The following is a 25905-nucleotide window of genomic DNA, read 5'->3' as shown; positions in this document are numbered from 1 at the left end:
GGACCACGATCCTGCACGCCCGCGCCTCTGGCCGCGACCCCCGAGGAGGCCGCGAATGCTGATGATCCTCGGCGCGTTCGCGATCCTTCCGCTGATGCTGCCGTGGTTGGTCAGCCGCATCGGCGCCCGGGCCTTCTACGCCGCCGCGGTCCTTCCGATCGTCGCCTTCGCGCACACCCTGACGCTGACGCCGCGGGCACTGTCGGATGACCCGCCGTTCGAGACGTTCTCGTGGATCCCGGCGCTGGACATCTCGGTCTCGATGCGCATGGACACCCTCGGCTGGGTCATGGCGCTCATCATCACCGCCGTCGGCGCGCTCGTGATGATCTACTGCCGCTGGTACTTCGACGGCAAGCGCGACGGCGTCGGCCAGTTCTGCGCCGTGCTGCTGGCGTTCGCGGGCGCCATGTACGGGCTCGTCCTCACCGATGACATCGTCCTGCTCGTCATGCTGTGGGAAGTCACGAGCGTGCTGTCGTACCTGCTCATCGGCTTCTACCACCGTCGCGGCGCGAGCCGGCGCGCGGCCCTGCAGGCGCTGCTGGTGACGACCCTCGGCGGTCTCATCATGCTGATCGGCGTCGTGCTCATGGTCGTCACCACCGGCACCACGAGCCTCTCCGGCATCCTGGAGCTCGCGCCCACCGGCCCCGTCATCGACGCCGCACTCGTGCTCATGCTCGTCGGCGCGCTCAGCAAGTCCGCGATCTTCCCGTTCCACTTCTGGCTGCCCGGTGCCATGGCCGCGCCCACGCCGGTGAGCGCCTACCTGCACGCCGCGGCGATGGTGAAGGCCGGCATCTACCTCATCGCGCGCCTCGCGCCGGTGTTCGCGATCGCCGCACCGTGGCGTCCGATCGTGATCGGCCTCGGCATCCTCACGATGCTCATCGGCGGCATCCAGGCGCTGCGCGAATCCGATCTCAAGCGCATCCTGGCCTTCGGCACGGTGAGCCAGCTCGGCATGCTCACCGCGGTGCTCGGGTACGGCACGCGCGACGCCGCGCTCGCGGGTCTGGCGCTGCTGATCAGCCACGCGCTGTTCAAGTCCGCCCTCTTCCTCGTCGTCGGCGTCGTCGACCGTCAGCTGTCCACGCGCGACATCGGCGAGCTGTCGGGCGTCGGCCGGCAGGCTCCCGTGCTCGCGGTGTTCTCGACCATCGCCGTCGCCTCGATGGTGGGGTTCATCCCCACCGTGGGCTTCGTCGCGAAGGAGGCGGCACTGACCGCCTTCCTCACCGAGGGCGCCGAGGGACAGGTGTGGGCGATCGTGGGGCTCGTGGGGCTCGTCCTCGGCTCCGTGCTCACCGCGGCGTACGGCATCCGCTTCATCTGGGGCGCGTTCTGGACCAAGAAGGATGCCGCCGGCAAGGATATGCCGCGCACGGAATGGCCCGACCCGCCGATCGGATTCCTGAGCGCGCCGGTGCTGCTGGCGGGCATGACCGTCGTGGCCGGCTTCGCCGCACCGCTGCTGGACACGGCGCTGGCGACGTACGCCGACACCGCGCCGGTGGCGACCCCGGGCCTGCCCGCCCCCGCGCACGCCTACCACCTCGCGCTCTGGCACGGGCTGGAGCCGGCGCTGTTCCTCTCGCTCGGCTCGATCGCCGCCGGTGCGGCGCTGTTCTGGCTCGTGCGCCGCGTGGGGATGCCGCGTCGCCTGCTGCCGTTCACGGCCGCCGAGATCTACAACACGGTGCTCCGCTCCATCGCCCGCCTCGCGGTGGTGACGGTCACCGTCACGCAGCGCGGTTCGCTGCCGGTGTACGTCGGCACGATCTTCATCGTGCTGGTCGCCGCGGAGGGGACGGTGCTCCTGGCCTCCCCCGAGTGGCAGATGCAGCTCGACGCGTGGCAGTCGCCCACGCAGCTGCTCGTGGCGCCGATGATGATCGTCGCCGGCATCGTCGCCGTGCGCGCCCGCAAGCGCTACACCGGTGTCGTCCTTGTCTCGGTGACCGGCCTCGGCATGGTGCTGCTGTTCGCCACGAGCGGCGCCCCCGACCTCGCCCTCACGCAGGTCCTCGTCGAGACGGTGACCCTCGTCGCCTTCGCCCTCGTGCTGCGTCGCATCCCGGCGCGGCTCGGCGAGCACAACGCCTCGGTGCTGCCCGTCGCCCGCGCGGTGCTGGCCGCCGCCGTCGGCCTCACGATGGCGATGGTCGCCATCGTCGCGACCGGTGCGCGCGTGCACGCCCCCGTATCCGACGCCTTCCCCGAACTCGCCTACGAGCTCGGCCACGGCAAGAACGTCGTCAACGTGGCGCTGGTGGACCTGCGCGGCTGGGACACGATGGGCGAACTGTCGGTGCTCATCCTCGCCGCCACGGGCGTGGCATCCCTGGTGTTCGTCACGCATCGTGCCGACACGCTCTCGCGCGCCGTCGCGCCGCTGCCGATGTCGGCCAGCCGCAACCGGCGTCTGCTCGTGGACACCGCCGACGGCCCGCGGCCGCAGACCGCCGACAATCGCGGCGCGCCGCGCACGTGGCTCGTCGGCGGGCAGCGTGTGCGCCCGGAGAACCGCTCGATCATGCTCGAAGTGATCGTGCGCGTGCTCTTCCACACGATCATGGTCGTCTCGATCTACCTGCTGTTCGCCGGACACAACCTGCCCGGCGGCGGCTTCGCCGGCGGCCTCGTCGCCGGGATGGGACTGGTCATGCGCTACGTCGCGGGCGGACGCTACGAGCTGGGCGCCGCTGCACCCACCGACGCCGGGCGCCTGCTGGGCGTGGGGATGACGCTCGCCGTCGGCTGCGCGATCGTCCCGCTCTTCTTCGGGGCGCCGCCGCTGACGAGCACCTTCTGGGAGGCGGAGCTCCCGGTGATCGGACACGTCGAGTTCGTCAGCTCCACGATCTTCGACGTCGGTGTGTACCTCGTCGTCATCGGGCTCGTCCTCGACGTGCTGCGCAGCCTCGGCGCCGAAGTCGACCGACAGACGCAGGAACTGCGTGACCGGGGGGTGAGCGCGCCGTGGATGTCTCACTGACCCTCATCGTGATCATGGCGGTGCTGTTCGCCGCCGGTGTCTACGCGATGCTCGAGCGGAGCCTCACCCGCGTGCTCATCGGCTTCCTGCTGCTGGGCAACGCCGCCAACCTCTTCCTCCTGATCGTGATGGGCGAGCCGGGAACGGCACCGTTCTTCGGCGGCGAAGGCGGCACCGGTGACGAGCGGATGAGCGACCCGCTGCCGCAGGCGCTCACCCTCACCGCGATCGTCATCACCTTCGCCGTCTCCGCGTTCCTCCTCGCCCTCATCTACCGCTCGTGGCAGCTCGGCCAGGCCGACACCGTCGAGGACGACGCCGAGGACCGCGCCGTGCGCGAGCGCAGCGCGGTGGACGAGGACTCGATGGACGACGAGGTCACCGAAGACGACGAGGAGGCGACGACGGACTTCGTCGGCGTCGAGACCGCACCCATCACGGTGCTCCACGCGAAGGACGTCCCCGGCTTGCGCGACGACGCCCCCACCGACCGGCCCGACGCGGGAGGTGAGCGATGACCCTCAACGCCCTCGTCCCGCTGCTGGTGACCCTGCCGCTGCTGGGTGCCGCCGTCGCCCTCATCGCCGGCCGACACCGTCGCACGCAGGTGGTCGTCTCGATCGTCACCCTGACGCTGGTCTGCATCATCGCGGCCGTGCTGCTGGTGGCCGTGGACTCCTCCGACCTGCCGCTCGCGGTCTCGGTGGGCGGCTGGCCGATCCCCTTCGGAATCGTGCTCTACGTCGACCGGCTCGCGGCGCTCCTCGTGGTCGTCTCGAGCATCGTGCTGCTGGCGGTGCTGCTGTTCTCGGTCGGCCAGGGCGCCGCCGACGGCGATGACGACACCCCGGTGTCGATCTTCCACCCCTCGTACCTGATCCTCGCGGCCGGCATCTTCAACGCGTTCATCGCCGGCGACCTGTTCAACCTCTACGTCGGCTTCGAGATCCTGCTCGTCGCCTCGTACGTGCTCATCACCCTCGGCGGCACCGAATCGCGCATCCGCACCGGCGTCGTGTACATCGTCGTCTCGCTCGTGTCGTCGATCCTGTTCCTCTCGGCCATCGCCGCCATCTACGGGGCGCTGGGCACGGTGAACATGGCGCAGTTGTCGCAGCGGATGAGCGAGCTGCCGCAGGAGACGCAGATGGTGCTGCACATCCTGCTGCTGCTCGCGTTCAGCATCAAAGCGGCCGTCTTCCCGCTGTCGTTCTGGCTGCCCGACTCGTATCCGACGGCCCCGGCGCCGGTCACGGCGGTGTTCGCGGGCCTGCTGACCAAGGTCGGCGTGTACGCGATGATCCGCACCGAGACGCAGATCTTCCGCGACAACGACGTCAACACGCTGCTGCTCATCGTGGCGCTGGCGACCATGATCGTCGGGGTGCTGGGCGCCGTCGCGCAGGCGGAGCTCAAACGCATCCTGTCGTTCACCCTCGTCAGCCACATCGGCTACATGGTGTTCGGCCTCGCGATCGCGACGCCCGCCGCGATCGGCGCGACCATCTACTACACGGTGCACCACATCGTCGTGCAGACGACGCTGTTCCTCGCCGTCGGGCTCGTCGAGCGCCGCGCCGGATCCACGTCGATCCTGAAGGTGCGCGGCCTCATGCGAGCCGCGCCGTTGCTGGCCGTGCTCTACTTCATCCCGGCGATCAACCTCGGCGGCCTGCCCCCCTTCTCGGGGTTCATCGGCAAGTTCGCGCTGTTCGACGCCGCGGCATCCGTCGGCACCCCGCTGATGATGGTGCTGATCGTCGGTGGCATCATCACGAGCCTGCTGACGCTGTACTCGCTCATGCGGGCGTGGAACCTGTCGTTCTGGCGCGAGGACGAGGACGACCACGGCGAGTCCGAGACCGAGGCGCGCATCTCGTACCTCGGCGGGGCCCCTGCCGCCGCCACCGAGACCCGCCGCCGGGTGATCCCGCGCATCATGACGGCGGCGACCGCCGGCATGGTCGCCGTCACGATCGCCCTCACCGTCTTCGCCGGTCCGCTGTACGACGTCTGCGCGCGCATCGGGGCGTCGCTGATGGACCCGGTCACCCTCGTGCAGCTGGAGGAGGGGACCGAGTCATGAGCCCCGAACGGCAGTCCCTGCTGGTGCAGGCATGGCGGCAGATGCCGTTCATGGTGTGGCTCGTGGCGCTGTGGATGCTGCTGTGGGGCCAGTTCACCGTGCTGGCGCTGCTCACCGGGCTCGTCGTCGCGCTGTTCGTCACCCGCGTGTTCCGGCTGCCGCCGGTGGAGCTGTCGGGGCGGGTCAACCTCTGGTACGGGTTCGTCTTCGTCGTCACGTTCTTCTGGGCGCTCGTGCGCGGATCGCTGCTTGTCGCGTGGCAGGTGCTCAACCCCCGCCGCTATCCCGGCACCGCGATCATCGCCGTGCCGCTGGTCACCGACGACGACCTGATCATGACCCATGTGGGCGTGACCGCGTCGCTCATCCCGGGGTCACTCGTCGTCGAGGCCGATCGTGACCGCCGCATCCTGTACCTGCACGTGATCGGCGTCGACAGCGACGACGACGTGCGGATGCAGCGCCGCGCCATCCAGGGGTGGGAGGCGCGCATCGTGCGCGCTGTCGGCTCCCACGCCCAGCTGGAGAAGATCCGCGCGGCGGCCATCGACACCCCGCGCCAAGGGGGGACCCCCGCATGAGTGCGCTGCTGATCGTCATCTACGTCGTGTTCGCCGTCTCGGGCCTCCTCACGGTGTGGCGCATCATCAAAGGCCCGTCGATCCTCGACCGCGCCGTGGCATCCGATGTGCTTCTGACGCTCGTGATGTGCCTGCTCGGCGCCGACATGGCCATCAACCACCACACCCGCACGCTGCCGGTGCTGCTGATCATCGCCGCGGTGGGTGTGTTCGGGTCGATCTCGATCGCGCGCTTCGTGGCGAGAAGGGACAACAGCGAACGATGAACGCCGTGCTGGACACCCTCTCCCTCGTGCTGATCCTCTTCGGGGCGGCGCTGTGCCTGACCGCCGCGATCGGTCTGCTGCGCTTTCATGACGTGCCCACCCGCCTGCACGCGGCCACCAAGCCGCAGGTGCTCGGTCTCATCGTGATCTGCCTCGCGGTGGCGCTGTCGGCGCGGTCGTGGCCGGTGGTCGCGTTCCTGGTCGCCATCGTGCTGGTGCAGCTGGCGACGGCGCCCCTGTCGGCCCACATGGTGGGGCGCGCCGCCCACCGCAACGGCACGATCGAGGCGAGCTCGCTGTACGTGGACGAGCTGGCCGAGTCGCACGAGACCCCGCCCGCCTCCGGCGGCTGACCCCCCGCCCGCCTGCGTGCTGCCGAGTGAGCATTCGCGCTGCCGAGTGAGTATTCGTGGCGTCGAGTGAGTATTCGCGGCGTCGAGTGAGTACTCGTGCTGCTTCGCGCAGCGTCAGCCCTCGTGCAGGCGCGCGAGCGCCGCGACGACGTCGCGATGCCACCGACGAGCGGCCGGCAACGCACCGGTGAACATCGGGATGTCGTGGGTGACGCCGAGATACTGCACAGCGCTGGCCGCGACGCCGTTCGCGCGCAGCCGCGCCGCGTAAAGGGCGCCGTCGCGCCGCAGCGGGTCGTACTGCGCGGTGAGGATCACGGCTTCGGGCAGGCCCGCATGCGAGGGCGCGCGCAACGGTGAAGCGAGCGGGTTGCGTGCGTCGGCGGGATGCCGCAGGTACGTGCGCGCCACCGATCGCAGTTCCCTCACCGCGATGAAGCTCGGGATTCCGAGCGCCCACGTGGCGCGCAGGTCGATGTGGCGGCCGGTGAGGTCGGTGACGGGCACCTCGAGCAGCTGCAGCCGGATCGGCAGGTTGCCGCGGTCGCGGTTGGCCAGCGCCAGCGACGCCGCGATCGCCCCACCGGCGGAGGTGCCGGTGACCCCGAGCCGGTCGGGATCGATCCCGAGCGCGGCGGCGTTCTCATGCACCCACACGAGCGCGGCGTGGGCCTGCTCGACCTGCGTCGGGAAGCGATGCTCGGGGGCGAGGGAGTAGTCGACGGCGACGATCGCGACATCGGCCTCCACCGCGCGGCGGCGATTGGCGGCATCCGTCGTCGGATAGTCGATGCCCCCGATGCGGAACGCCCCGCCGAAGAAGCTCAGCCAACCCGGCACGGGCGGGGCGTCGGCCTCCCGCGGGTGGTAGATGCGCACCCGCACCGAGGGGTGGCCCACGACGGCGACCTCGTGCTCGGTCGTGCGCACCGGCGGCCCCGGCGTGCCGATCGCATCGAGCTCCTTGCGGTCCCAGGCCAGCGCGGCGCGCCGATGCCGGGCGCGTGCGGCATCGGCGCTCGAGCGCGCCCCGCCGGCGGGACCCGCACGACCCGCCGCCGTGCCGACGGCGGCCCCCGTCGACCTCGCGGCAGTCCTCCCGGCATCCCCTCGCGCCCGCGCAGCCGCCTTGCCCCACACCAGCGCCCGCCAGCTCGCGATGCGCGTGCGAAAAGCCATCAGCGTCTGGCCGATGAGGTACCGCCGATGCACCCGCAGCCGCTCCGCGAAGAAGGGATCCAAGGGCATGGTGAGCTCCTCCGCTGTCGGTCTTCGAGTCTAGTGACGGCAGGCATCCCGCTCACCGGAGCGCCCGAGCTCAGCACGTCCGACGAGCGAGCGCAACCCCGTGAAGTGTCGGAGCCGCCGAGGTTGAGTGGAACCATGACCTCGACGCAGCAGAACCAGCGCGAGCGCGCCGCGACGCGGATGAGTGTGATCGTGCCGGTGTACAACCCGGGAGCCGGCTTCGACGATCTCATCGGATCCCTCGACCGGCAGACGCTGCCGCAGGACGAGTTCGAGGTGCTGCTGTGCGACGACGGATCGGACGAGTCGACCCGCCGGCGCCTGGCGGCTGCCGCCGCTGAGCGACCGAACATGCGCGTGCTGAGCCTCGAGCACACCGGATGGCCGGGCACGCCGCGCAACCACGGCATCGAGGCGGCACGCGGAACGTATGTGTACTTCGTCGACCAGGACGATTGGCTGTTCGAACGGGCGCTGGAGCGGCTCTGCGACTACGGCGACGCGCACGCGTCCGACGTGGTCGTGGGCAAGGAAGTGGGGATCGGGCGTGCGCTGCCGGGCCGCATCTTCCAGCGTGACATCCCCCGCGCCGTGCTCGGCAAGGACCCGCTGCTGGAGATGCTCACCCCGCACAAGGTGTTCCGGCTGTCGTTCCTGCGAGACAACGGCATCCGCTTCCCCGACGGCAAGGTGCGCCTGGAGGATCACCTGTTCGTCATGCAGGCCTACTTCGCGGCGAAGACGATCTCGATCCTCGCGAGCGAGCCCTGCTACGCGTGGGTGAAGAGCAAGGGCAGCGCGAGCGCGGCGCGCATCGATCCCGAGACCTACTTCCCGCACCTCGAGACCGTGCTCGACCTCGTCGAGGCGAACACGACGCCCGGCCGAACGCGCGACACGCTGCTGCGCCATTGGTATCGCGGCAAGATCCTGAACCGGCTCGCCCCGCGGCGGATGGCGCGCTACCCAGACGGGTACCGCGAGCGGTTCCTCGACACCGTCATCCCGATCGCGCAGCGGCGCTTCGGGCCGGGTGTCGAGGCGGGGCTGCCGTTCCCGCTGCGGGTGCGCTCCGCGCTGCTGCGGGCCGGGCGGCGTGACGGGCTGCTGCGGTTGGCCGAGTTCGAGGAGGGCATCGAATGCCGCGCCGACCTCACTTCCGCGCAGTGGACTCGCGGCGGCAAGCTCAAGCTCCGCATCCGCACCCGGTTCCTCCGCGACGGCCAGGACGCGCTCGTGTTCGAGCCGCGAGAGCCGGCGGGGGTGGATGCCGTGGATGCCGCGGACGCCGCGGGTGCGCGGGACGGGGCGGATGCCGTCGGTGCGGAGGATCGGGCGGATGCGGCCTCCGGCCGTCCGGTGATCTGGCGGCCACCGGCATTCCTCGACCTCGACGCGCTCCCGGTCGAGGTGCGCGACGCGAGCCGCGACCTGCGCCGGGATCGGGTGGATCTGCTGGTGCGCGATCGGGGCGACGGCAGCGTGCGGAGTCTGCCGGGCCGCGCGCAGCGCGACGTCTCGCGCGCCACCGTGATCGTCGACCCGCTGCACGCGGCAGGCGCGGGGGAGGTCGCCGTGGAGGGCCAGCTCATGGTGCGGGTGCGCCACGCCGGATGGACGTTCGATGCACCGCTGCGCGCCGCGCCGGCATCCCTCGATTCGCTGACGCGCTCGCCGCTGCTCGCGGGACGCCGGTGCGACCTGGTCGTCTCGGACGACGGCACGGTCGAGCTGCGTCGTGACGGCGCCGGCGGAGCCCTCAGGGACACGGTGGCCCGGGCGGCGCGGCGCCCGATCGCCCTCGCCCGTCGCGTCGTGCCGTCGCGCATCTGGCGGCTCGTCTCGCGGGCCCGCCGCTCGTGAGTACTCACTCGGCGTGACGAGTGTTCACTCGGCACCGCGAGTGCTCACTCGGCGCCGCAAGTGCTCACTCGGCGTGACGAATGCTCACTCGGGAGCCAGGGAGGGGAGGGTGGGGAGGCGGAAGGTGTGACGCAGCGCGGAGCGGGCGGCGTACCACCCCGACAGGCCGTGCACGCCGGGCCCGGGGACCGTCGACGCGCCGCACAGATACACCCCGGGCAGCGGGGTGCGCCAGGGGTCGGTGGTGGCCACCGGCCGGCGCACCAGCTGGCGCAGTGTCGCCGCCCCGGCGCTGATGTCCCCGTCGATGTAGTTCGGGTTCTCCTCGGGGAGCTCGGCCGCCGTGACGCTCCGGGCGTCGAGGATGATGTCGCGGAAGCCCGGCGCAGAGCGCTCGATCATCCGCGTGATCGTTTCGCGCTGATCGACCGTGGAACCAGCCGGCACGTGCGTGTACGCCCACAGCGACTGCGCGTCACCGGGCGCGCGGGTGTCGTCGAGCACCGACGGCTGCGACACCAGCACATACGGGTCAGTCGCGTGCCGCCCCCGGGCCACCTCGTTCTCGGCGTACGCGATCTCGCGGCGGGTGCCGCCCAGGTGCGCGGTGCCCGCCTGCGCTACGCGCGGATCGGCCCACGGCACCGGGCCCGACAGGGCGAAGTCCACCTTCGCCGCGGCGTTCCCGTAGCGGAACGCCTGCAGCGCCCGCCGATAGCGCGCCGGCAGCCGGTCGCCGCTCCACCGGAGAAAGGCGCGCGGAGTCACGTCCATCAGCGTCGCCCGGGCCGGCGGCAGTGCGCGCAGTGACCGAACCTCGTGGTCGGTGACGACCTCGCCGCCATGCGCGACGAGGTCCGCGACGAGCGCGTCGACGATCGCCTGGCTCCCCCCGCGGGGGATGGGCCAGCCGCCGGCGTGCGCGTGCGCCTGCAGTGCGAGCCCCGCGCCGGCGCCGACGACCGACGGCTGCCGCACGATCGCGTGCGCGGCCACGCCGGTGATCATCGCGGGCGCGGTCTCGCCCGAGAACCGTGCGTTCCACAGCGGCGACCCCTGCTCCAGCGCGCTCACGCCGAACCGTGCCGTGACCAGCGGATGCCGCGGGATGCCGATGAGGTTCGATCCCGTGAACTCCGCGACCTCGAGCGAACGCGCCGCCAGCGGAGCGAACAGCCGCCGATAGGCCCGGCCGTCGCGGCCGAGAGTCTGGGCGGTGCGCTCGAGATCGCGGTACGCGATGCCGCCACCGCCACCGGGAAGCGGATGCGCGAACGACACTTCCGGGGTCAGCAGCTCGATGCGCTCCGCGAGCCCGAACGCGCGGAAGAACGGCGAGGCGACCGCCAGCGGGTGCACCGCAGAGCACGTGTCATGCCGGAACCCGGGGAGGGTCAGCTCCTGCGTGCGGGCACCGCCGCCCGGCTGCGCGGCACGTTCGTACACCCGCACCGCCAGCCCGGCACGGGCGAGCGTGACGGCCGCGGCCAGGCCGTTGGGGCCCGCACCGACGACGATCGCGTCGAGGTCGCTCATGCCGACCGGTCAGCAGCCTCGGCGGTGTCGGCTGAATCCGCGGAGCCCGCAGCATCGGCGGCATCCGCAGCGTCGGCTGAATCCGCGCCGCCCGCGGCGGCCGATCCCGCCTCCCGTGCCGGCGGCGCCCCCGCATCGGCTGCGGCATCGGTCGCGGCGGCGACGTCGGCCGACGCCTGCGACCCCGCGGGCGACGGCGCGGTCTCGGGCACCTCTTCGCGTGCGGTCTGCTCGCCCGCGTCGCGTTCGCGGCGGCGCCCCTCGGCGAGGAAGCCCAGACGGCGGAGGGTCTCACGGTTGCGCGCGCGCAGCAGCGGCGCCCAGAGCAGCCGCGGCAAGAGCCTCCCGGCGCCGGCGACGGGTTCTTCACCCATGCGCACGACGCACCCGTCGCCGTGCTCACGCACGTCGATCACGACGACCGCCCGACCGAACGGGCCGGCCTTGGCACGCAGCCGGATGCGCCGGGGAGGCGACCACGACACGATCTCGGTGGAGTCGTCGATGAGCACCGGCCACAGTCCCACGGAGTGATGGAGGGTCGATCCTCGCTCGGGCCACTCGGGGGAGACGGCGCGCATGCGCGCCGCGCCCACCACCCACACGGGGTACAGCCACCCGTCGGCGAGCGTGGCGAACACGTCCTCGGGCGTGCAGCGCATGACGCGCGCATTGCCGCCTGCCATCGCGACTCCTCTCGTCGGTGCTCCGATCGTAGGGGAGCAGGTGTCGAGGTCGCCCGGGGTTGCGTCGAGGCGGGCGACCTGCTCAGGACGCCGGCACGAGCCGCAGTTCGTCGGTCGCCGCCGCCCGCACCGCGTCGTCGCTGAACGCCCACGGGGTCATCTCGCGGCGCTGCCACGTCTCGGTCTGATCCGTGTAGTTCGGGTGGAACGCGTGACCGCTGGTGCCGGTGAGGTGGTTCCAGCGCGACGCGTCGAGGTCGGCGAGGTCGACCACCATCCGCATCGACGGCACCGTCACGGTGGCGAAGCTTTCGCTGCCGAGCACCCAACCGGTGGCATCCACCACCGACGTGCCGCCCGCGACAGCGTAGGGGCCGCGATTGAACAGCCACTCGATCGGTGCGATGCCCGACGAGCCGAACGTGTCGCTGGTGAGGGTGATGGCGTGCAGCGACCCCCACTCCCAGCGCGCCGGGTCGTCGCCCTGCAGCCCGGTGAGACGCTCGGCGGCATCCGCGGCGGAGCGCTCGAGCATCTCCCGCTGTCCCGAGACGCCCAGCGCCTCGTTGGTCCACCACGGATCGGTGGATTCCTCCAGCAGCCGGTCGACGACGAGGAACATGCGCGACTGACTTCCGGCGGGAGCCGGGACGTCGCGCTCGCGGACGAACATGTTCGCCACCAGCTCGTCCCACAGCACGTTCGCGTAGGCGGCCGCGGGGGAGTCGGCGGAGTTCTGCGCGTCCCAGTCGCCCAGCAGCGCCAGCGCGGCATCCGTCTGCGCGTCACCCGTCGTGACGTCGGCGTAGGCGGTGGCCAGGCGTTTGCCCATCCAGAACTGCGCGTCGGCCTGGATGTCGCGCATGTCGTCGGCGGTGAGCGGACCCGACGCGGCCTTGCGCTGCAGCAGGTCGGTGATGCGCGCCGCCCGCCAGCCGTAGTCCCAGTCGGACGTGAGGAAGTAGTGGTAGTCGGGATCCACGATGGCGTTGTTGGCGGTGACGATGTAGCCCTCGTCGGGGTTGTAGACCACCGGCAGCTCGGCGAACGGGATCATGCCCTGCCAGTCGTAGGCGGAATCCCAGCCCGGCTGCGGCAGCGAACCGTCGCCGGCGCCGCGGATGGGCAGGCGCCCCGGGGTCTGGTAGCCGATGTTGCCTTCACGGTCGGCGTAGACGAGGTTCTGCGCCGGCACGTCGAACAGGGCGGCGGCGTCGCGGAACGTCGCGAAATCGGTGGCCTTGTCCAGCGCGAAGATGGATGCCGCGGTGGAGCCGGGTTCGAGAGCGGTCCACCGCAGGCTCACCGCGTACTCGCTACCGGTGGGTTCCGCTCCGGGGGATGCCGCCCCCGAGCCTCGGGGGATCACGGGGTCCTCGGCGATCGCGGTGAAGTCGGGCGTGAGGCCCGAGACGATCGGGCCGTGCACGGTGGAGCGGATCTCGAGGGTCACCGGCTCGCCGCCGGCCACCTCGACCGTCTCGGTGCGCGTCTCGAGCGGAACCAGTTCGCCGTCGCGCCAGTACGCGTCGCCGTCGATGCGCTCGATGTAGAGGTCGGTCACGTCGGTGGTGAGGTTGGTGAACCCCCACGCGACGTCGCGGTTGTGGCCGATGATGACCCCGGGCACCCCCGAGAACCCGAAGCCCGAGACGTCGAAGGGGCACTCCGCCGACACCGGCTCGCAGCGCAGGTGGCTCTGGTGCCAGACGCTCGGCAGCGACGCGCCGAGGTGCGGGTCGTTGGCCAGCAGTGGCATGCCCGACGCCGTCAGCTCGCCCGAGACGACCCACGAGTTCGAGCCGATGCCCTCGCCCACGCCGCCGAGCAGAGCCGCGGCCGCCTCGACGACCCCGTCCACGGCCGCCCAGTCGATCGTCGCCGCTGCGGCATCCGTCTCGCCTTCGGCCGGAGGCGCCCCGGCGGACGCCGCGGAGAATTCGGAGGTCTCGGGTGTCGCCGGCAGCTGGTCGACGGGGGTGAGGGTGGGGGCGATCACCGGGTTGCGGTCGAACGGGTACCCGGGGAAGAGCTGCGTGATCTGCTCGGTGGAGAAGTCCTGCGCCATGAGCGCCCGCTCCGTCTCGGTCTCGACATTGCTGCGCAGATCCCACGCCATCGCCTTCAGCCACGCGATCGAGTCGGCGGCCGTCCACGGCTCGATGCGGTAGTCGGGGTTCTGCAGCCCCAGCACGGCGTACTCCAGCGAAGCCTCGGCGCCGTCGTGATCGGCGAGGTAGGCGTTCACCCCGTCGGCGTAGGCCTCGTAGTATCCGCGGGTCTCCTCGTCGAGGGCTGCCACCTCCTGCTCGGCGACCTCGCGCCACCCCAGGGTCCGCAGGAACAGGTCGGTCGGCAGCTGGCTCTCGCCGAACAGCTCCGACACGCGGCCGCTGGTGACGTGTCGGCGGAAGTCCATCTCCCAGAACCGGTCCTGCGCGTGCACGAAGCCCTGCGCGAAGAAGAGGTCCTCGGAGGAGCTTGCGACGATGGTCGGGACCCCGAGCCCATCGCGCAGCACCTCGACCTCGCCGGTGAGGCCGGCCAGCTCCACCGTGCCGTCCAGCTGCGGGAACGATCGCTGGATCGTCCACACCACGGCGCTCGCCGCGATGAGCGCGATGATCACGATGCCGGCGAACAGCCCGTACAGAGACATCCCGATGATGCGGCCGACCGACCGGCGCCGCTTCGGTGCGCCGTCGTCGCCGGTCGGATCACCGCCGCGCGGTTCGTCGTCCACCGTCATGAGTTCGCGTGTCGCCATCGAGCTTCCCCAGTCGTGCCGCGGCTCCCCAGTGAGCGCGACCGTGCTCGAATGCTATCCCGACGGCGCCCGATCGCGCCGCCGGTCGCCCGTCAGTCGGCGCCGAAGTCGAACGACGCCGACTCGGATGCCTCGTCGACGGCCTCCGCCAGCTCTTCGCGCTTGGCGTCGTAGCCGTCGGCGTGCTCGGTGATCTCGCCCGCCCCGCCCTTCTCGAGCGTGCCGATGAGGTCGCCGGTGGGGCCGCCGAGCAGGCCCATGCCCGCGTACTGCTCCAGGCGCGAGCGCGAGTCGGCGATGTCGAGGTTGCGCATCGTCAGCTGGCCGATGCGGTCGGTGGGACCGAAGGCGGCGTCGCCGACCCGCTCCATCGACAGCTTCTCGGGGTGGTACGACAGGCCGGGGCCCGAGGTGTCGAGCACCGTGTAGTCCTCACCGCGACGCAGTCGCAGCGTGACGGTGCCGCTGATCGCCGAGCCCACCCAGCGCTGGATCGACTCGCGCAGCATGAGCGACTGCGGCTCGAGCCAGCGGCCTTCGTACATGAGGCGGCCCAGGCGCCGACCCTGCTCGTGGTAGGTCGCCAGGGTGTCCTCGTTGAGGATGGCGTTCACGAGCCGCTCGTACGCGGTGAACAGCAGCGCCATGCCCGGCGCCTCGTAGATGCCGCGTGACTTCGCCTCGATGATGCGGTTCTCGATCTGGTCGCTCATCCCGAGGCCATGGCGGCCGCCGATGCGGTTGGCCTCGAAGACGAGGTCCACCGGGTCGGCGAACTCGACGCCGTTGAGGGCGACCGGCCGGCCGGCCTCGAACGTCACCGAGACGTCCTCGGTCTCGATCTGGACGGACGGGTCCCAGAAGCGCACGCCCATGATGGGTTCGACCGTCTCGAGCGAGATGTCCAGGTGCTCGAGGGTCTTCGCCTCGTGCGTCGCGCCCCAGATGTTCGCGTCGGTGGAGTAGGCCTTCTCGGCCGAGTCCCGGTAGGGGAAGCCGTGGGCGACGAGCCACTGGCTCATCTCGGTGCGGCCACCGAGTTCGGTGACGAAGTCGGCGTCGAGCCACGGCTTGTAGATGCGCAGCGCGGGGTTCGCGAGCAGGCCGTAGCGGTAGAACCGCTCGATGTCGTTGCCCTTGTAGGTGGAGCCGTCGCCCCAGATGTCGACGCCGTCCTCCTTCATGGCGCGCACCAGCAGCGTGCCGGTGACGGCGCGGCCCAGCGGCGTGGTGTTGAAGTAGGTGCGGCCGCCGCTGCGGATATGGAACGCGCCGCACGCGAGGGCGACGAAGCCCTCTTCGACCAGGGACGTCTTGCAGTCGACCAGGCGCGCGACCTCGGCGCCGTACTCGAGCGCACGGCCGGGGATGGCGGCGATGTCGGTCTCATCCGGCTGACCGAGGTCGCCGGTGTAGGTGCAGGGCACGGCGCCCTTGTCACGCATCCAGGCGACGGCGACGGACGTGTCGAGTCCTCCGGAGAAGGCGATGCCGACGCGTTCGCCGACGGGCAGGGACTGAAGGACCTTCGACATGGTCTTCAGTCTACCGACCGGGCGGATGCCGCCCGGGCACGGTGCCGACGCGGACGGGGCGGTCAGTCGATCGTCACGGCCGTGATCGTCACGTCCGTCGCCGGCGGTCCGTCGGGTGCGCCCGATTCGGTGCCGGCCGCGGCGACCGCCTGCACGAGTGCGAGACCGGCGGCATCCATCTCACCGAACACCGTGTACAACGGCGGGAGCTCGGTGTCTTCGTAGACGAGGAAGAACTGCGAGCTGTTGGTGTCGGGGCCGGCGTTGGCCATCGCGACGGTGCCGGCCGGGTAGGTCTCGGTGCCGGCGAGTTCGTCGGCGTAGCTGTAGCCGGGGCCGCCGCGGCCGGTGCCTGTGGGGTCGCCGCACTGCAGCACGTAGATGCCGGCGGTCGTCAGCCGGTGGCAGCTGGAGTCGGTGTAGTAGCCCTGCTCGGCGAGCGAGACGAAGCTGCCGACGGTGCACGGTGTGCGGTCGGCGTCGAGGGTGAGGGTGATGTCGCCCGCCGTGGTCTGCAGGGTGGCGGCGACCTCCCCGGTGACGGCGGGGTCGGCCGGGGGTGCCTGCACCTCGACCGCCGCGCTGCCGCCCGCAGGGTAGGCGCACGCGCCGGCATCCGTCGTCGCCGACGGGGTGTCCGCGGACCCGCCCGGAGTCTGGTCGACGCTCGCGCAGCCGGCGAAGACGAGGAGCGACACGGCGAGCAGCGGAGCGGCGAGAAGGCGGGAGCGCATGCGTCCAGCGTACGTGGGGCGCTCCGCCCGGAACACGACGCGGGCCCCCGTCCACGAGGAACGGGGGCCCGACGGGTGCGCGGAGGGTCAGCCGATGACGGGGACGACCAGGCCGCCCCACGTCTCGTTCTCGAAGTCGGCGACCTCCTGCGAGGTCAGCAGCTCGTAGAGCGCCACGATGCGGGGGTCGTCGGCGAGCTCGGGGCGGGTGGCCAGCACGTTGTAATAAGGGCTCGACTCGCCCTCGAGCAGGATCGCCTGGTCGCCGGTGAGGCCGGCCGGCAGCGCGAACGAGATGGTGACGAAGGCGGCATCCACGTCGGGCAGGGCCTGCGGCAGCGTCGCGTTCTCGATCTCGGTGAAGGTGAACCCGCGCGGGTTGTCGGTGATGCCGGTGAGGTCGACGACGCCTTCTTCGACCTCGATGAGGCCCTCGTCGGCGAGCAGCTGCAGCGCACGACCCTCGTTGGTGGGGTCGTTGGGAACGGCGATCGTGGCGCCGTCCTCGAGGTCGTCGAGGCTGTCGACCTTGTCGGAGTAGAACGCTGCGCTGGGCAGGTACGCCTCGCCGACGCTCACGAGGTCGGAGCCGGTGGCCTCGTTGAAGGTCGCCAGGAACGTGGAGTTCTGGAACAGGTTCGCGTCGATCGAGCCGTCCGCCAGCGCCGTGTTGGGCGTGTTGTAGTCGGTGAACGGGACGAATTCGATCGTCAGGCCCACTTCGGCCGCGGCCCCCTCGGCGATGTGGTTGAGGATGTCGCCGGCGGGCGTCTGCAGCGCGCCGACCTTGATGGTGCCGAGACCGTCGGATGCCGCGGCGTCGCCACCGTCTTCGGCGGCGGAACCGCCGGCGCAGGCGGTGAGGGTCAAGGCGGTGGCCGCGACGGCGGCCAGGAGCAGGGTACGGGGGGTGCGGGGCATGGGGATGTCCTCTCGGTCGGGTCGGGTCGGGTCAGGCGGTGCGCTCGCGCGTGCGGCGCGTGCGGGTCGGGGTCTTGCGGGCGAGGCGCCGTGCGCCCCAGCTCGCCAGTGACTGCAGGGCCATCACGATGGCGAAGATGACGACGATCACCGCCACGATGTGGATCCAGCTGTACTGCTGGTAGCCGTAGCGGATGGCGACATCGCCCAGCCCGCCGCCGGCGACGGTGCCGACCATCGCGGAGAAGTTGATGATCGAGGTGACGGTGGTCGACAGGCCCAGCAGCATGGGTGCGGCGGCCTCGGGCAGCAGCACCTTGGTCACCAGCTCCCAGCGGCTCGCGCCGAGGGAGGATGCCACTTCGAGCAGGCCCGGGTCGACCTCCTTGATCGCGATCTCGACCATGCGGGCGAAGAACGGGATCGCCACCACCGACAGCGGCACGATCGCCGCGGTGGGTCCGATGAAAGTGCCCACGACCAGGCGGGTGAAGGGGATCAGCGCGACCATCAGGATGATGAACGGCACCGAACGGCCGAAGTTGACGATGAAATCCAGCACACGGTTGACGACGACCGCGGCGGTACGCGACCCGAACAGGCGGTCGAGGAACCGGCCCTCCTCGGTGCCGACCAGCACGACGCCGAGGGGAAGCCCCACGACGACCGTCACGACCAGGGCGACGCCCACCATGTAGAGGGTCTGCCCCGTGGCGACGAGGAGGATCTGCAGCAGCTGCTCGTTCATGCGCGTACGCCTTCCTGCAGGACCTCGACCAGCAGATCCTGCCCGCGGAGGTCCGTGATGATGCCGGCGGCCGCGCGGGTGGGGATCTCCAGGCGGGTGCGACCGGCCTGCGTGCCGCCGATCTGCTCGATGAGGGCGCCGAGGATCGACACGTCGACGTCGTGTTCGCGGGCGAGGCGGGCGATGACGGGGCGGTCGGCGGTGCCGCCCGCGAACGTGATGTCGATGACCGTGGCATCCGGCGCGACGGTCGCCGGGATCCGCCCGAGCGGGAACAGCTGCGACGTCAGGCGCGAGCCGGGGGTGCGGATGATGTCGACGAGGCGGCCGCTCTCGACCACACGGCCGGCTTCGACGAGCGCGGCGGAGTGGCAGGCCGCCTTGACGACGTCCATCTCGTGGGTGATGAGCAGCACGGTGAGCCCGAGCTCCTCGTTGATGCGGCGGTACAGGTCGAGGATCGACGTGGTCGTCTCGGGGTCCAACGCGCTCGTGGCCTCGTCCGAGAGCAGCACGCTCGGGCGGGCGGCGAGGGCGCGGGCGATGCCGACGCGCTGCTGCTGACCGCCCGACAGCTCGTGCACCGAGGCGTCGCCGCGGTGTCCGATGCCGACGAGGTCGAGCATCTCCTGCGCCCGTGCCCGGCGCTGGGCGCGCGGCACACCGTCGAGTTCGAGGGCGAGCTCCACGTTGCCGCGGACGCTGCGGCTGCCGAGCAGGTTGAAGCGCTGGAAGACCATGCCGATGCGGCGACGGGCGGCCCGCAGGTCGGCGTCGCGCAGGGCAGTCAGATCGGTGTCGTCCACGACGACACGGCCGGAGTCCGGGCGCTCGAGGAGGTTGACGATGCGGGCGAGGGTGCTCTTGCCGGCGCCGCTCTGCCCCACGATGCCGTAGACCTCGCCGCTCGGGATCGTCAGGGAGACGTCGTCGACGGCGGCGAGATCGCCGTAGCGTTTCGTGACGTGGTCGAGCGCGATCATGTTCGGGTAGGCCTTCCAATGCAGTGCCCGCACCCTGCCGATCGGCGGCAAGGGGGCCGTGTCGATCCAAGCGGCAGCCCGGTGCCCGGCGGTAATCGCGTTACGCCCCGTGTCGTCCCCGGTGGCGCGGATCGTGCGGCTGCGGCAGGAGCGGCGGATGTGCCGCCGCCGGGGGCCGCCGCGGGCGCGGCCGATAGGATGGGGTGTAACCGTCCGATCACGGGGGAGAAGGCCATGCCAGGCATCGTCATCGTCGGCGTTCAATGGGGAGACGAGGGCAAGGGCAAAGCCACTGACCTCCTCGGAGAGCGCACCGACTGGGTCGTCAAGTTCAACGGCGGTAACAACGCCGGTCACACCGTCGTCATCGGCGACGAGAAGTACGCGCTGCACCTGCTGCCCTCCGGCATCCTGTCGCCGGGCGTGAACGCCGTCATCGGCAACGGCGTGGTGGTCGACCTCGAAGTGCTCTTCGACGAGCTCGAGGCACTGAACGCCCGAGGGCTCGACACGTCGCGGCTGCGCGTGAGCGCCAACGCGCACATCATCACCCAGTACCACCGCACCCTCGACAAGGTCACCGAGCGGTTCCTCGGCAAGCGCATGATCGGCACGACCGGTCGCGGCATCGGCCCCGCCTACGCCGACAAGATCAACCGTGTCGGCATCCGCATGCAGGACCTCTTCGACGAGAACATCCTGCGGCAGAAGGTCGAGGGCGCTCTCGACCAGAAGAACCACCTGCTGGTGAAGGTGTTCAACCGCCGCGCCATCACGGTGGACGAGGTCGTCGAGGACCTGCTGTCCTACGCCGATCGCCTGCGTCCCATGGTGTGCGACACCGGCCTGCTGCTGAGCGACGCACTGGATGCCGGTGAGGTCGTCGTCTTCGAGGGTGGCCAGGCCACCATGCTCGACGTCGACCACGGCACCTACCCGTTCGTCACCTCGTCGTCGGCCACCGCCGGTGGTGCGTCGACCGGCTCCGGCGTCGGCCCCAACCGCCTGGACCGCATCGTCGGCATCGTGAAGGCGTACACGACCCGCGTCGGGTCGGGCCCGTTCCCGACCGAGCTGTTCGACGAGCAGGGCGACTGGCTGCGCTCGCGCGGCTTCGAGTTCGGCACCACCACCGGGCGTCCGCGCCGGGTCGGCTGGTACGACGCGCCCGTCACGCGCTACGCCACCCGCATCAACGGCATCACCGACCTGGTGCTCACCAAGCTCGACATCCTCACCGGTCTCGAGCGCATCCCGGTCTGCGTCGCGTACGACGTCGACGCCACGCGCTTCGAAGAGGTGCCGGTCAACCAGTCCGACTTCCACCACGCCACACCGATCTACGAGTACTTCCGCGGCTGGACCGAGGACATCTCGAAGGCGCGCACGTTCGAAGAGCTGCCGGCGGCGGCCCAGGACTACGTGCTGGCGCTCGAGGCGATGAGCAACACACGCATCTCGGTCATCGGGGTCGGTCCCGGCCGCGACGCGGTGATCGTGCGGCACGACCTGCTGGACTGATGCGCTTCCTGCTCGGCGGGTACACCGCCGACATGGATGGTCACGCCGAGGGCATCGGCGTCCTGCGCGCCGGCGAGGCGGACGTCGCCTCCGCCGGCGGGCCGCTCGCCTTCGAAGGCGAGGCGGCGACCTCCGGTGGGTCGCCGTCGTGGCTCACGTGGCATCCGGGGCTCGACGTCGTGTACGCGGCGCTCGAGGGCGACGGCACGGTGCAGGCGTTCCGCCGCACCGGCACGATGTCGCTCGCGCGGCTCGGTGCGCCGGTGGCCGTCGGCGAGGCGCCCTGCCACATCGCCGTCGCGCCCGATGGCGGCTCGCTCATCGCGAGCTGCTGGGGTGATGGCCGCGTGGTGCGCGTGCGCCTGGATGCCGACGGGCGCCCCGGTGCGACGGCCGCTGCCGCTGCTGCGCGCGATCCGCACGCCGAGGAAGGTCCCGACGCGTGGGGCCCCGCCGCGATCGGTCCGGCCGGCGCCGTGGATCTCGGCGCGCGCGGCGAGGAAGCCCAGGGGCGGCTGCTGGATCTGGCGGCTGCGGCCCGGGCGCTGCGCGAGGCCGCCGGCGAGGAGTTCGCACACCTGGTGCCGGAGTACGACGCTCCGCAGGAGGTGCCCGAGCCCACCCCGGCGATGGTCGCCGAGGACGGGGCAGCCGTCGTCGCCCGCGCTTCGCACGCGCACCAGACCCTCTACCTGCCCGGCGGCATCGTCGCCGCCACCGACATGGGCTTCGACCTGGTGCGGTTCTGGCGCGCCGGCGACGGCGGCATGCGGTCGCAGCCCGGCGTCGTGCTGCCGCGCGGCAGCGGCCCGCGCCACATGGTGTGGCATCCGAGCGGTCATCTCTACGTCATGACGGAGCTGTCCTGCGAGCTGTTCGTGCTGGCACCGGATGCCTCGGGGGTCTGGCGCATCGTCTCGGGCACGCCGCTCGGGGCGACCCTCGCCGGCGACAGCGCCGCGGAGGTGTGCCTGTCGCGCGATGCGGAGTTCGTCTACGCCGGGGTACGAGGCAGCAACACCCTCGCCGTCCTGCGGGTGCGCGGCGACGGCTCCTCGGTGACACCCGTCGCGCTCGCCGAAGCCGGGGTCCGCGGGCCGCGGCATCACACCGTCGTGCGGGACACCCTGCTGGTGGCAGGGCAGCAGTCCGGCGAGGTCGCCGCACTCACCCTCGACATCCGCACCGGAGTGCCCGGTCGCGTGCGCGCACGCACCGCCGCGCCGTCGCCGACCTGCATCGTGCCGCTGCGCTCGTCGCGAGCGTAGGAGATGGTGCGAGCGTAGGACCCAACCGCCGGCATCCGTCCTCCCGTCGTCACATCTCCTACGCTCGTGACGGCTGCGGAGAGGCGCGAGGACTCGCGCCCGCTACAGCTTCGCGTCCTGGCGGGGGATCAGCACCTGCTTGATGATCAGCAGGATCGACGCCGTCACCGGGATCGCGATGAGAGCGCCGAGCAGCCCCAGCAGCGTGCCGCCGACGAGCGCTCCGATCACCACGAGCGCTCCGGGCACCGAGATGGCCCGGTTCATCACGCGCGGCGTGAGGACGTATGCCTCGATCTGCATGTACACGAGATACGCGATGCCGAAGATGAGCGCGGCGAGCGGGCTGCTGAACAGCGCCAAGATCGTCGCGAGCCCCCAGTAGATCACCGTACCCACGAGGGGAATGAGCGTGATGCAGAACGCGATGACGGCCATGAGGGCGGGGAACGGCAACCCCAGGAGCAGGTGCAGGAGCAACGCGAACATCGAGTTGCAGAATGCCAGGATCACCATGCCCATCAGATAGCTGCCGATCGACTCGGTGATCTCGTCTGTGAGGCCCGAGACCTTCGCCCGGGTGCGAGCTGGCGTGAGTCGCACGAACGAACGCTTCATCCCATCGAGCGAGGCGAGGAAGTAGAGCGACAGCACGAGGACGATGATGATGCCCGAGATCGTCGTGGCGATCGACACCCCGACCTGCAGCACGCCGCCGCCGATGGAGGCGAGGTTGCTGGGGTTGGTGATGAAGTTCTGCACGTCGGTGACGAGCGTGCCGATCTGATCGCTGAACGTATTGGTGAGCCAGGCGTAGAAGTCCGACTTCTGGAAGTCCGAGAACAGGCTCGGCACGTTGTCGATGAACTGCTTCACCTGCGAGGCGACCGTCGGGATGACCAGCCACAGCAGCCCGACGATCACCAGCGCGAACCCCGCGAAGACGATGACGATTCCCCAGGCGCGGGGAACCTTGTGCGCCTCGAGCCAGCGCACCACCGGATTGAGGCCGAGAGCGGCGAACAGCGCGAACGCGATGTAGATCAGGATCGTCGACAGGCTCGATATCGCCATCCCGAGCACGAGGGCGGCGAGACCTCCGAGCGTCAGGAGGAAGCCGAGCGAGAACGGATTCGGGAGGCTTGCGAATCGCCGAGCCGGTGCGGGGCCTGCCGTCGCGGCATCCGTGGTCGCCGTCGCGGCGTCCGGCGCGGTTCCGGTGTCGGTTCCGGTGGTGGCATCCGCGGCGAGCGGTCGGTCGGCGGTGTCGCTCATGGGGACACTCTAGGGGCGGGCATCTGGCGACGGCAGGGTGGCGCGTGCACTGCCGTCCGGGCGGCCGCCGCCCCGCCGGTAGGGTCGATGCGAGGAGGATGCCATGACCGAAGATCCCACTGTGACGCTGCAGAACCTGCGCAGCAGCATCGACAACATCGACGCCGCGCTCATCTTCATGCTCGCCGAGCGGTTCCGCTGCACCAAGCAGGTCGGCATCCTCAAGGCGGAGCACGGGATGCCGGCGTCGGACCCGTCGCGCGAAGAGCAGCAGATCGGCCGGCTGCGGCGCCTGGCCGAGGAGTCGTCGCTGGATCCCGAGTTCGCTGAGAAGTGGTTCAACTTCGTCGTCGCCGAGGTCATCCGCCACCACACCGCCGCCGCCGACGGCCGCTGACCGCGCGCTGACACGACGAACGCCCCGAGCCGAAGCCCGGGGCGTCCGCTCTTGAAGAGGCTCAGGGGATCGCGCGGCGCACCGTCGCCCACGAGCTGACGGCGAGCACCGCCAGCAGCGCCGTTCCCCACAGGCTCAATCCCAGCGCGCCCTGATTCACGAACCACTCCCAGACCGTCGGCCAGGCCTCGGCGATCGTGATGAGCCACAGGATGCCGACGAGCACCAGACCCAGTCCGACCAGGATGACCGTCAGCCACAGGTTGCCGAAGCGCTTGTAGATCGTCGCCGCCCAGAATCCCACGACGAAGAACAGCATCGCCACGACGAAGAAGAAGAACCCGGCAGCCAGCGCCCCGGCCTCCCAGATCCACGGCAGGTAGAAGAAGTAGCCGTTGATGCCCCACCCTTGGGTGGCCTGCTCGATCAGCCCGCCCAGCACGAAGACCACGGCGAGGATGCCGGAGGTCAGCACCGAGGTCAGCAGTGTGCCGAAGTAGAACTCCCGCCGGGTGACGCTCATGGCCTGCGAGAACGGGAACACCAGGGTCAGGGCCTGGATGCCGACGACCCCGAAGTACCACAGCGGCGCCTGAGCCCCGCCGCCGTACTTGGGCCCGTCGACTCCCGCGTTGCTCAGCATCATGTAGATCGCGAGCGTGACCAGCAGTGCGCCCCCCAGCACGATCAGCGGCACCCAGATGTAGGTCTGCCGGTTGACCAGCTGCATGCGGACGACATTGAGCGTGCGGCTCATCGCAGTGCTCCTTCCTCGGTGGATGCCGCAGGATCAGCGGCACCCGCCGTCTCCGTGCCGGCGCGGCGGTCGCGCTCCTCGGCGGCATGCTGTGTGACCCGGACGATGAGCTGCTGCAGCGAGACGGGCGTGACGTCGAGCCGGGTCGCGGTGAGCCGGTCGCGGTCCTCGGCGGTGAGCGCCCCCAGCACGGTGGCGCTGGAGACCCGGCCGAGGCTCTCGCGGTGGATGACCTCGCGACCGGCGATGAACGCCTCGACCGCTGCCGTGTCGCCGACGATGTTCGTCGCGCGGTCGCGCACGGCATCCGTCGTCTCGTCCATGATGATGCGTCCGCGATCGATGACCAGGACGCGTTCGATGAGGTTGGAGACCTCGTCGATGAGGTGGCTGGAGAGGATGACGGTGCGCGGGTGCTCGGCGTAGTCCTCGAGCAGCCGGTCGTAGAAGATCTGCCGCGCGACGGCATCGAGCCCGAGATACGGCTCGTCGAAGAACGTGATCTCGGCGCGTGAGGCCAGCCCGATGATGACGCCGACCGCCGACAGCTGCCCGCGCGACAGCTTCTTGATGCGCGTCTTAACCGGCAGCTGGAAGTCGTCGATCAGACGCTCGGCGAGCTGCTGATCCCAGTTCGGGAAGAACAGCCTCGCGGTGTCGAACGCGTGCTTGGGCAGGGCATCCTCGGGGTACTTCTGGCTCTCGCGCACGAAGCACATGCGCTGCAGGACCCGCGCGTTCTCGTACGGGTTCTCGCCGAGGATGCGCACGTCGCCGCGCGTCGCGAAGTTCTGCGCTGTGAGGATCGACATGATCGTCGTCTTGCCGGCGCCGTTGCGGCCGAGGAGACCGTAGATGGTGTCCTTCTCGATGGCGAAGCTCACGTCGTCCACGGCGACCGTGTCGCGGTAGCGCTTGGTGAGGCCTGTGACCTCGATGACGGGGGTCATCGTGCCGTCCCTTCTGCTGTGTGTGCGTTGTAGCGCTGTTGGATGAGGGTGCCGAGATCGGCGGAGCTGAGCCCGAGGGCCCGCGCTTCGGCGAGAAGCGGCTCGATGTAGCGATCGGCGAACACGGCGCGCCGCTCGCCGCGCACCTGCTCGCGGGCGCCGGGGGCGACGAACATGCCGATACCGCGTCGCTTGTACAACACGCCCTTGTCGACGAGCATGTTCACTCCTTTCGCCGCCGTGGCGGGGTTGATCCGATGGAAGGCGGCGAGTTCGTTCGTCGAGGGCACTTGGGCTTCTTCGGCGAGACTGCCGTCGACGATCGCATCCTCGATGCTCTCGGCGATCTGCAGGAACAGAGCTCGGCCTTCTTCGATCATTGCGTTCCGTTCACTGGTTCATTACTTGACTAACTAACCATGCAACGGG

General features: G+C 70.6%; 23 protein-coding genes. 10 read left to right on the top strand and 13 right to left on the bottom strand.

Annotation, left to right across the window (positions count from 1 at the left end; translation table 11 throughout):
- Window positions 1-55 precede the first annotated feature (55 nt).
- The 6 genes from ACFVR6_RS00260 to mnhG are packed head-to-tail and all read left to right on the top strand — an operon-like array spanning window position 56 to window position 6287.
- A complete protein-coding gene (locus tag ACFVR6_RS00260; protein ID WP_386957705.1) occupies window positions 56-3001 on the top strand; it encodes a Na+/H+ antiporter subunit A in 2946 nt (981 codons plus the stop codon).
- Window positions 2986-3519, top strand: a complete 534-nt coding sequence (locus tag ACFVR6_RS00255; RefSeq protein ID WP_386957703.1) for a Na(+)/H(+) antiporter subunit C — start codon at window positions 2986-2988, stop codon at window positions 3517-3519. Before ACFVR6_RS00260 ends, ACFVR6_RS00255 begins: the two co-directional genes overlap by 16 nt.
- On the top strand, window positions 3516-5087 hold the full coding sequence (locus ACFVR6_RS00250; protein WP_386957701.1) for a Na+/H+ antiporter subunit D: 1572 nt from the start codon (window positions 3516-3518) through the stop codon (window positions 5085-5087). The genes ACFVR6_RS00255 and ACFVR6_RS00250 overlap by 4 nt, the downstream gene beginning before the upstream one ends.
- Window positions 5084-5668: a Na+/H+ antiporter subunit E gene (locus ACFVR6_RS00245; RefSeq protein WP_386957699.1), complete on the top strand. Its 585-nt coding sequence runs from the start codon at window positions 5084-5086 to the stop codon at window positions 5666-5668. The genes ACFVR6_RS00250 and ACFVR6_RS00245 overlap by 4 nt, the downstream gene beginning before the upstream one ends.
- Window positions 5665-5934 carry a monovalent cation/H+ antiporter complex subunit F gene (locus ACFVR6_RS00240; RefSeq protein ID WP_386957698.1) on the top strand — a complete coding sequence of 90 codons (270 nt, stop codon included), beginning with the start codon at window positions 5665-5667 and terminating at the stop codon, window positions 5932-5934. The genes ACFVR6_RS00245 and ACFVR6_RS00240 overlap by 4 nt, the downstream gene beginning before the upstream one ends.
- The gene (mnhG, locus tag ACFVR6_RS00235; protein ID WP_386957696.1) at window positions 5931-6287 is read left to right on the top strand and encodes a monovalent cation/H(+) antiporter subunit G; all 357 of its coding nucleotides are present in this window, start codon (window positions 5931-5933) and stop codon (window positions 6285-6287) included. The genes ACFVR6_RS00240 and mnhG overlap by 4 nt, the downstream gene beginning before the upstream one ends.
- Window positions 6288-6401: 114 nt before the next feature.
- On the opposite strand, the gene ACFVR6_RS00230 is transcribed toward mnhG, so the two are convergent.
- The gene (locus ACFVR6_RS00230) at window positions 6402-7535 is read right to left on the bottom strand and encodes an alpha/beta hydrolase (RefSeq protein WP_386957695.1); all 1134 of its coding nucleotides are present in this window, start codon (window positions 7533-7535) and stop codon (window positions 6402-6404) included.
- A 135-nt stretch (window positions 7536-7670) separates the two neighbouring features.
- Here ACFVR6_RS00230 and ACFVR6_RS00225 point away from each other — a divergent pair, with 135 nt between their 5' ends.
- Window positions 7671-9398, top strand: coding sequence for a glycosyltransferase family 2 protein (locus ACFVR6_RS00225; protein ID WP_386957693.1), 1728 nt, complete (start codon window positions 7671-7673; stop codon window positions 9396-9398).
- Window positions 9399-9482: 84 nt separating this feature from the next.
- Here ACFVR6_RS00225 and ACFVR6_RS00220 read toward each other — a convergent pair whose 3' ends face one another.
- From ACFVR6_RS00220 to ACFVR6_RS00185, 8 genes are all read right to left on the bottom strand, one after another.
- On the bottom strand, window positions 9483-10934 hold the full coding sequence (locus ACFVR6_RS00220; protein ID WP_386957691.1) for a phytoene desaturase family protein: 1452 nt from the start codon (window positions 10932-10934) through the stop codon (window positions 9483-9485).
- Window positions 10931-11620, bottom strand: a complete 690-nt coding sequence (locus tag ACFVR6_RS00215) for an SRPBCC family protein (RefSeq protein WP_386957689.1) — start codon at window positions 11618-11620, stop codon at window positions 10931-10933. Before ACFVR6_RS00215 ends, ACFVR6_RS00220 begins: the two co-directional genes overlap by 4 nt.
- An 82-nt stretch (window positions 11621-11702) precedes the next feature.
- Window positions 11703-14387, bottom strand: coding sequence for a penicillin acylase family protein (locus tag ACFVR6_RS00210; RefSeq protein WP_386957688.1), 2685 nt, complete (start codon window positions 14385-14387; stop codon window positions 11703-11705).
- A 92-nt stretch (window positions 14388-14479) separates the two neighbouring features.
- Complete coding sequence (argG, locus tag ACFVR6_RS00205) at window positions 14480-15922, bottom strand: argininosuccinate synthase (protein WP_386957686.1); 1443 nt, start codon at window positions 15920-15922, stop codon at window positions 14480-14482.
- Between the two features lie 62 nt (window positions 15923-15984).
- Window positions 15985-16656 carry a peptidylprolyl isomerase gene (locus ACFVR6_RS00200; protein ID WP_386957684.1) on the bottom strand — a complete coding sequence of 224 codons (672 nt, stop codon included), beginning with the start codon at window positions 16654-16656 and terminating at the stop codon, window positions 15985-15987.
- 87 nt (window positions 16657-16743) lie between these two features.
- Window positions 16744-17577, bottom strand: a complete 834-nt coding sequence (locus ACFVR6_RS00195) for a MetQ/NlpA family ABC transporter substrate-binding protein (protein WP_386957683.1) — start codon at window positions 17575-17577, stop codon at window positions 16744-16746.
- Window positions 17578-17608: 31 nt separating this feature from the next.
- Window positions 17609-18325 (bottom strand): methionine ABC transporter permease, encoded by a 717-nt coding sequence (locus tag ACFVR6_RS00190; protein WP_386957682.1) that lies wholly within the window; start codon window positions 18323-18325, stop codon window positions 17609-17611.
- Window positions 18322-19341 (bottom strand): methionine ABC transporter ATP-binding protein, encoded by a 1020-nt coding sequence (locus ACFVR6_RS00185; protein WP_386957680.1) that lies wholly within the window; start codon window positions 19339-19341, stop codon window positions 18322-18324. Before ACFVR6_RS00185 ends, ACFVR6_RS00190 begins: the two co-directional genes overlap by 4 nt.
- Before the next feature lie 201 nt (window positions 19342-19542).
- On the opposite strand from ACFVR6_RS00185, the gene ACFVR6_RS00180 reads away from it, so the two are divergent.
- A complete protein-coding gene (locus ACFVR6_RS00180) occupies window positions 19543-20829 on the top strand; it encodes an adenylosuccinate synthase (RefSeq protein WP_386957679.1) in 1287 nt (428 codons plus the stop codon).
- Window positions 20829-22097: a lactonase family protein gene (locus ACFVR6_RS00175; protein WP_386957677.1), complete on the top strand. Its 1269-nt coding sequence runs from the start codon at window positions 20829-20831 to the stop codon at window positions 22095-22097. The genes ACFVR6_RS00180 and ACFVR6_RS00175 overlap by 1 nt, the downstream gene beginning before the upstream one ends.
- Window positions 22098-22199: 102 nt before the next feature.
- Here the strand turns inward: ACFVR6_RS00175 and ACFVR6_RS00170 are convergent, their stop codons facing one another.
- Window positions 22200-23372 carry an AI-2E family transporter gene (locus tag ACFVR6_RS00170; RefSeq protein WP_386957675.1) on the bottom strand — a complete coding sequence of 391 codons (1173 nt, stop codon included), beginning with the start codon at window positions 23370-23372 and terminating at the stop codon, window positions 22200-22202.
- A 103-nt stretch (window positions 23373-23475) separates the two neighbouring features.
- On the opposite strand from ACFVR6_RS00170, the gene ACFVR6_RS00165 reads away from it, so the two are divergent.
- Window positions 23476-23769 carry a chorismate mutase gene (locus ACFVR6_RS00165; RefSeq protein WP_386957673.1) on the top strand — a complete coding sequence of 98 codons (294 nt, stop codon included), beginning with the start codon at window positions 23476-23478 and terminating at the stop codon, window positions 23767-23769.
- 61 nt (window positions 23770-23830) lie between these two features.
- Here the strand turns inward: ACFVR6_RS00165 and ACFVR6_RS00160 are convergent, their stop codons facing one another.
- The 3 genes from ACFVR6_RS00160 to ACFVR6_RS00150 are packed head-to-tail and all read right to left on the bottom strand — an operon-like array spanning window position 23831 to window position 25856.
- Window positions 23831-24526, bottom strand: coding sequence for a hypothetical protein (locus ACFVR6_RS00160; RefSeq protein WP_386957671.1), 696 nt, complete (start codon window positions 24524-24526; stop codon window positions 23831-23833).
- Window positions 24523-25476: an ABC transporter ATP-binding protein gene (locus tag ACFVR6_RS00155; RefSeq protein ID WP_386957669.1), complete on the bottom strand. Its 954-nt coding sequence runs from the start codon at window positions 25474-25476 to the stop codon at window positions 24523-24525. Before ACFVR6_RS00155 ends, ACFVR6_RS00160 begins: the two co-directional genes overlap by 4 nt.
- The gene (locus ACFVR6_RS00150; protein WP_386957668.1) at window positions 25473-25856 is read right to left on the bottom strand and encodes a GntR family transcriptional regulator; all 384 of its coding nucleotides are present in this window, start codon (window positions 25854-25856) and stop codon (window positions 25473-25475) included. The genes ACFVR6_RS00155 and ACFVR6_RS00150 overlap by 4 nt, the downstream gene beginning before the upstream one ends.
- Window positions 25857-25905 lie beyond the last annotated feature (49 nt).

This window comes from Microbacterium sp. NPDC058021 (genome assembly GCF_042885955.1).
In the GTDB taxonomy this organism is placed as follows: domain Bacteria; phylum Actinomycetota; class Actinomycetes; order Actinomycetales; family Microbacteriaceae; genus Microbacterium.
The sequence above is the reverse complement of the archived record's forward strand: the minus strand, read 5'-3'. Positions and strand labels throughout refer to the sequence as shown.

Excerpts from the sequence above, each read along its gene's own strand:
- ACFVR6_RS00180 (WP_386957679.1), top strand. The coding sequence starts at position 19,543 with ATGCCAGGCATCGTCATCGTCGGCGTTCAATGGGGAGACGAGGGCAAG.
- ACFVR6_RS00200 (WP_386957684.1), bottom strand. The coding sequence starts at position 16,656 with ATGCGCTCCCGCCTTCTCGCCGCTCCGCTGCTCGCCGTGTCGCTCCTC.
- ACFVR6_RS00245 (WP_386957699.1), top strand. The coding sequence starts at position 5,084 with ATGAGCCCCGAACGGCAGTCCCTGCTGGTGCAGGCATGGCGGCAGATG.
- ACFVR6_RS00225 (WP_386957693.1), top strand. The coding sequence starts at position 7,671 with ATGACCTCGACGCAGCAGAACCAGCGCGAGCGCGCCGCGACGCGGATG.
- ACFVR6_RS00250 (WP_386957701.1), top strand. The coding sequence starts at position 3,516 with ATGACCCTCAACGCCCTCGTCCCGCTGCTGGTGACCCTGCCGCTGCTG.
- ACFVR6_RS00150 (WP_386957668.1), bottom strand. The coding sequence starts at position 25,856 with ATGATCGAAGAAGGCCGAGCTCTGTTCCTGCAGATCGCCGAGAGCATC.
- ACFVR6_RS00220 (WP_386957691.1), bottom strand. The coding sequence starts at position 10,934 with ATGAGCGACCTCGACGCGATCGTCGTCGGTGCGGGCCCCAACGGCCTG.
- argG (WP_386957686.1), bottom strand. The coding sequence starts at position 15,922 with ATGTCGAAGGTCCTTCAGTCCCTGCCCGTCGGCGAACGCGTCGGCATC.
- ACFVR6_RS00210 (WP_386957688.1), bottom strand. The coding sequence starts at position 14,387 with ATGGCGACACGCGAACTCATGACGGTGGACGACGAACCGCGCGGCGGT.
- ACFVR6_RS00190 (WP_386957682.1), bottom strand. The coding sequence starts at position 18,325 with ATGAACGAGCAGCTGCTGCAGATCCTCCTCGTCGCCACGGGGCAGACC.
- ACFVR6_RS00175 (WP_386957677.1), top strand. The coding sequence starts at position 20,829 with ATGCGCTTCCTGCTCGGCGGGTACACCGCCGACATGGATGGTCACGCC.
- ACFVR6_RS00160 (WP_386957671.1), bottom strand. The coding sequence starts at position 24,526 with ATGAGCCGCACGCTCAATGTCGTCCGCATGCAGCTGGTCAACCGGCAG.
- mnhG (WP_386957696.1), top strand. The coding sequence starts at position 5,931 with ATGAACGCCGTGCTGGACACCCTCTCCCTCGTGCTGATCCTCTTCGGG.
- ACFVR6_RS00170 (WP_386957675.1), bottom strand. The coding sequence starts at position 23,372 with ATGAGCGACACCGCCGACCGACCGCTCGCCGCGGATGCCACCACCGGA.
- ACFVR6_RS00230 (WP_386957695.1), bottom strand. The coding sequence starts at position 7,535 with ATGCCCTTGGATCCCTTCTTCGCGGAGCGGCTGCGGGTGCATCGGCGG.
- ACFVR6_RS00215 (WP_386957689.1), bottom strand. The coding sequence starts at position 11,620 with ATGGCAGGCGGCAATGCGCGCGTCATGCGCTGCACGCCCGAGGACGTG.
- ACFVR6_RS00195 (WP_386957683.1), bottom strand. The coding sequence starts at position 17,577 with ATGCCCCGCACCCCCCGTACCCTGCTCCTGGCCGCCGTCGCGGCCACC.
- ACFVR6_RS00240 (WP_386957698.1), top strand. The coding sequence starts at position 5,665 with ATGAGTGCGCTGCTGATCGTCATCTACGTCGTGTTCGCCGTCTCGGGC.
- ACFVR6_RS00155 (WP_386957669.1), bottom strand. The coding sequence starts at position 25,476 with ATGACCCCCGTCATCGAGGTCACAGGCCTCACCAAGCGCTACCGCGAC.
- ACFVR6_RS00260 (WP_386957705.1), top strand. The coding sequence starts at position 56 with ATGCTGATGATCCTCGGCGCGTTCGCGATCCTTCCGCTGATGCTGCCG.
- ACFVR6_RS00165 (WP_386957673.1), top strand. The coding sequence starts at position 23,476 with ATGACCGAAGATCCCACTGTGACGCTGCAGAACCTGCGCAGCAGCATC.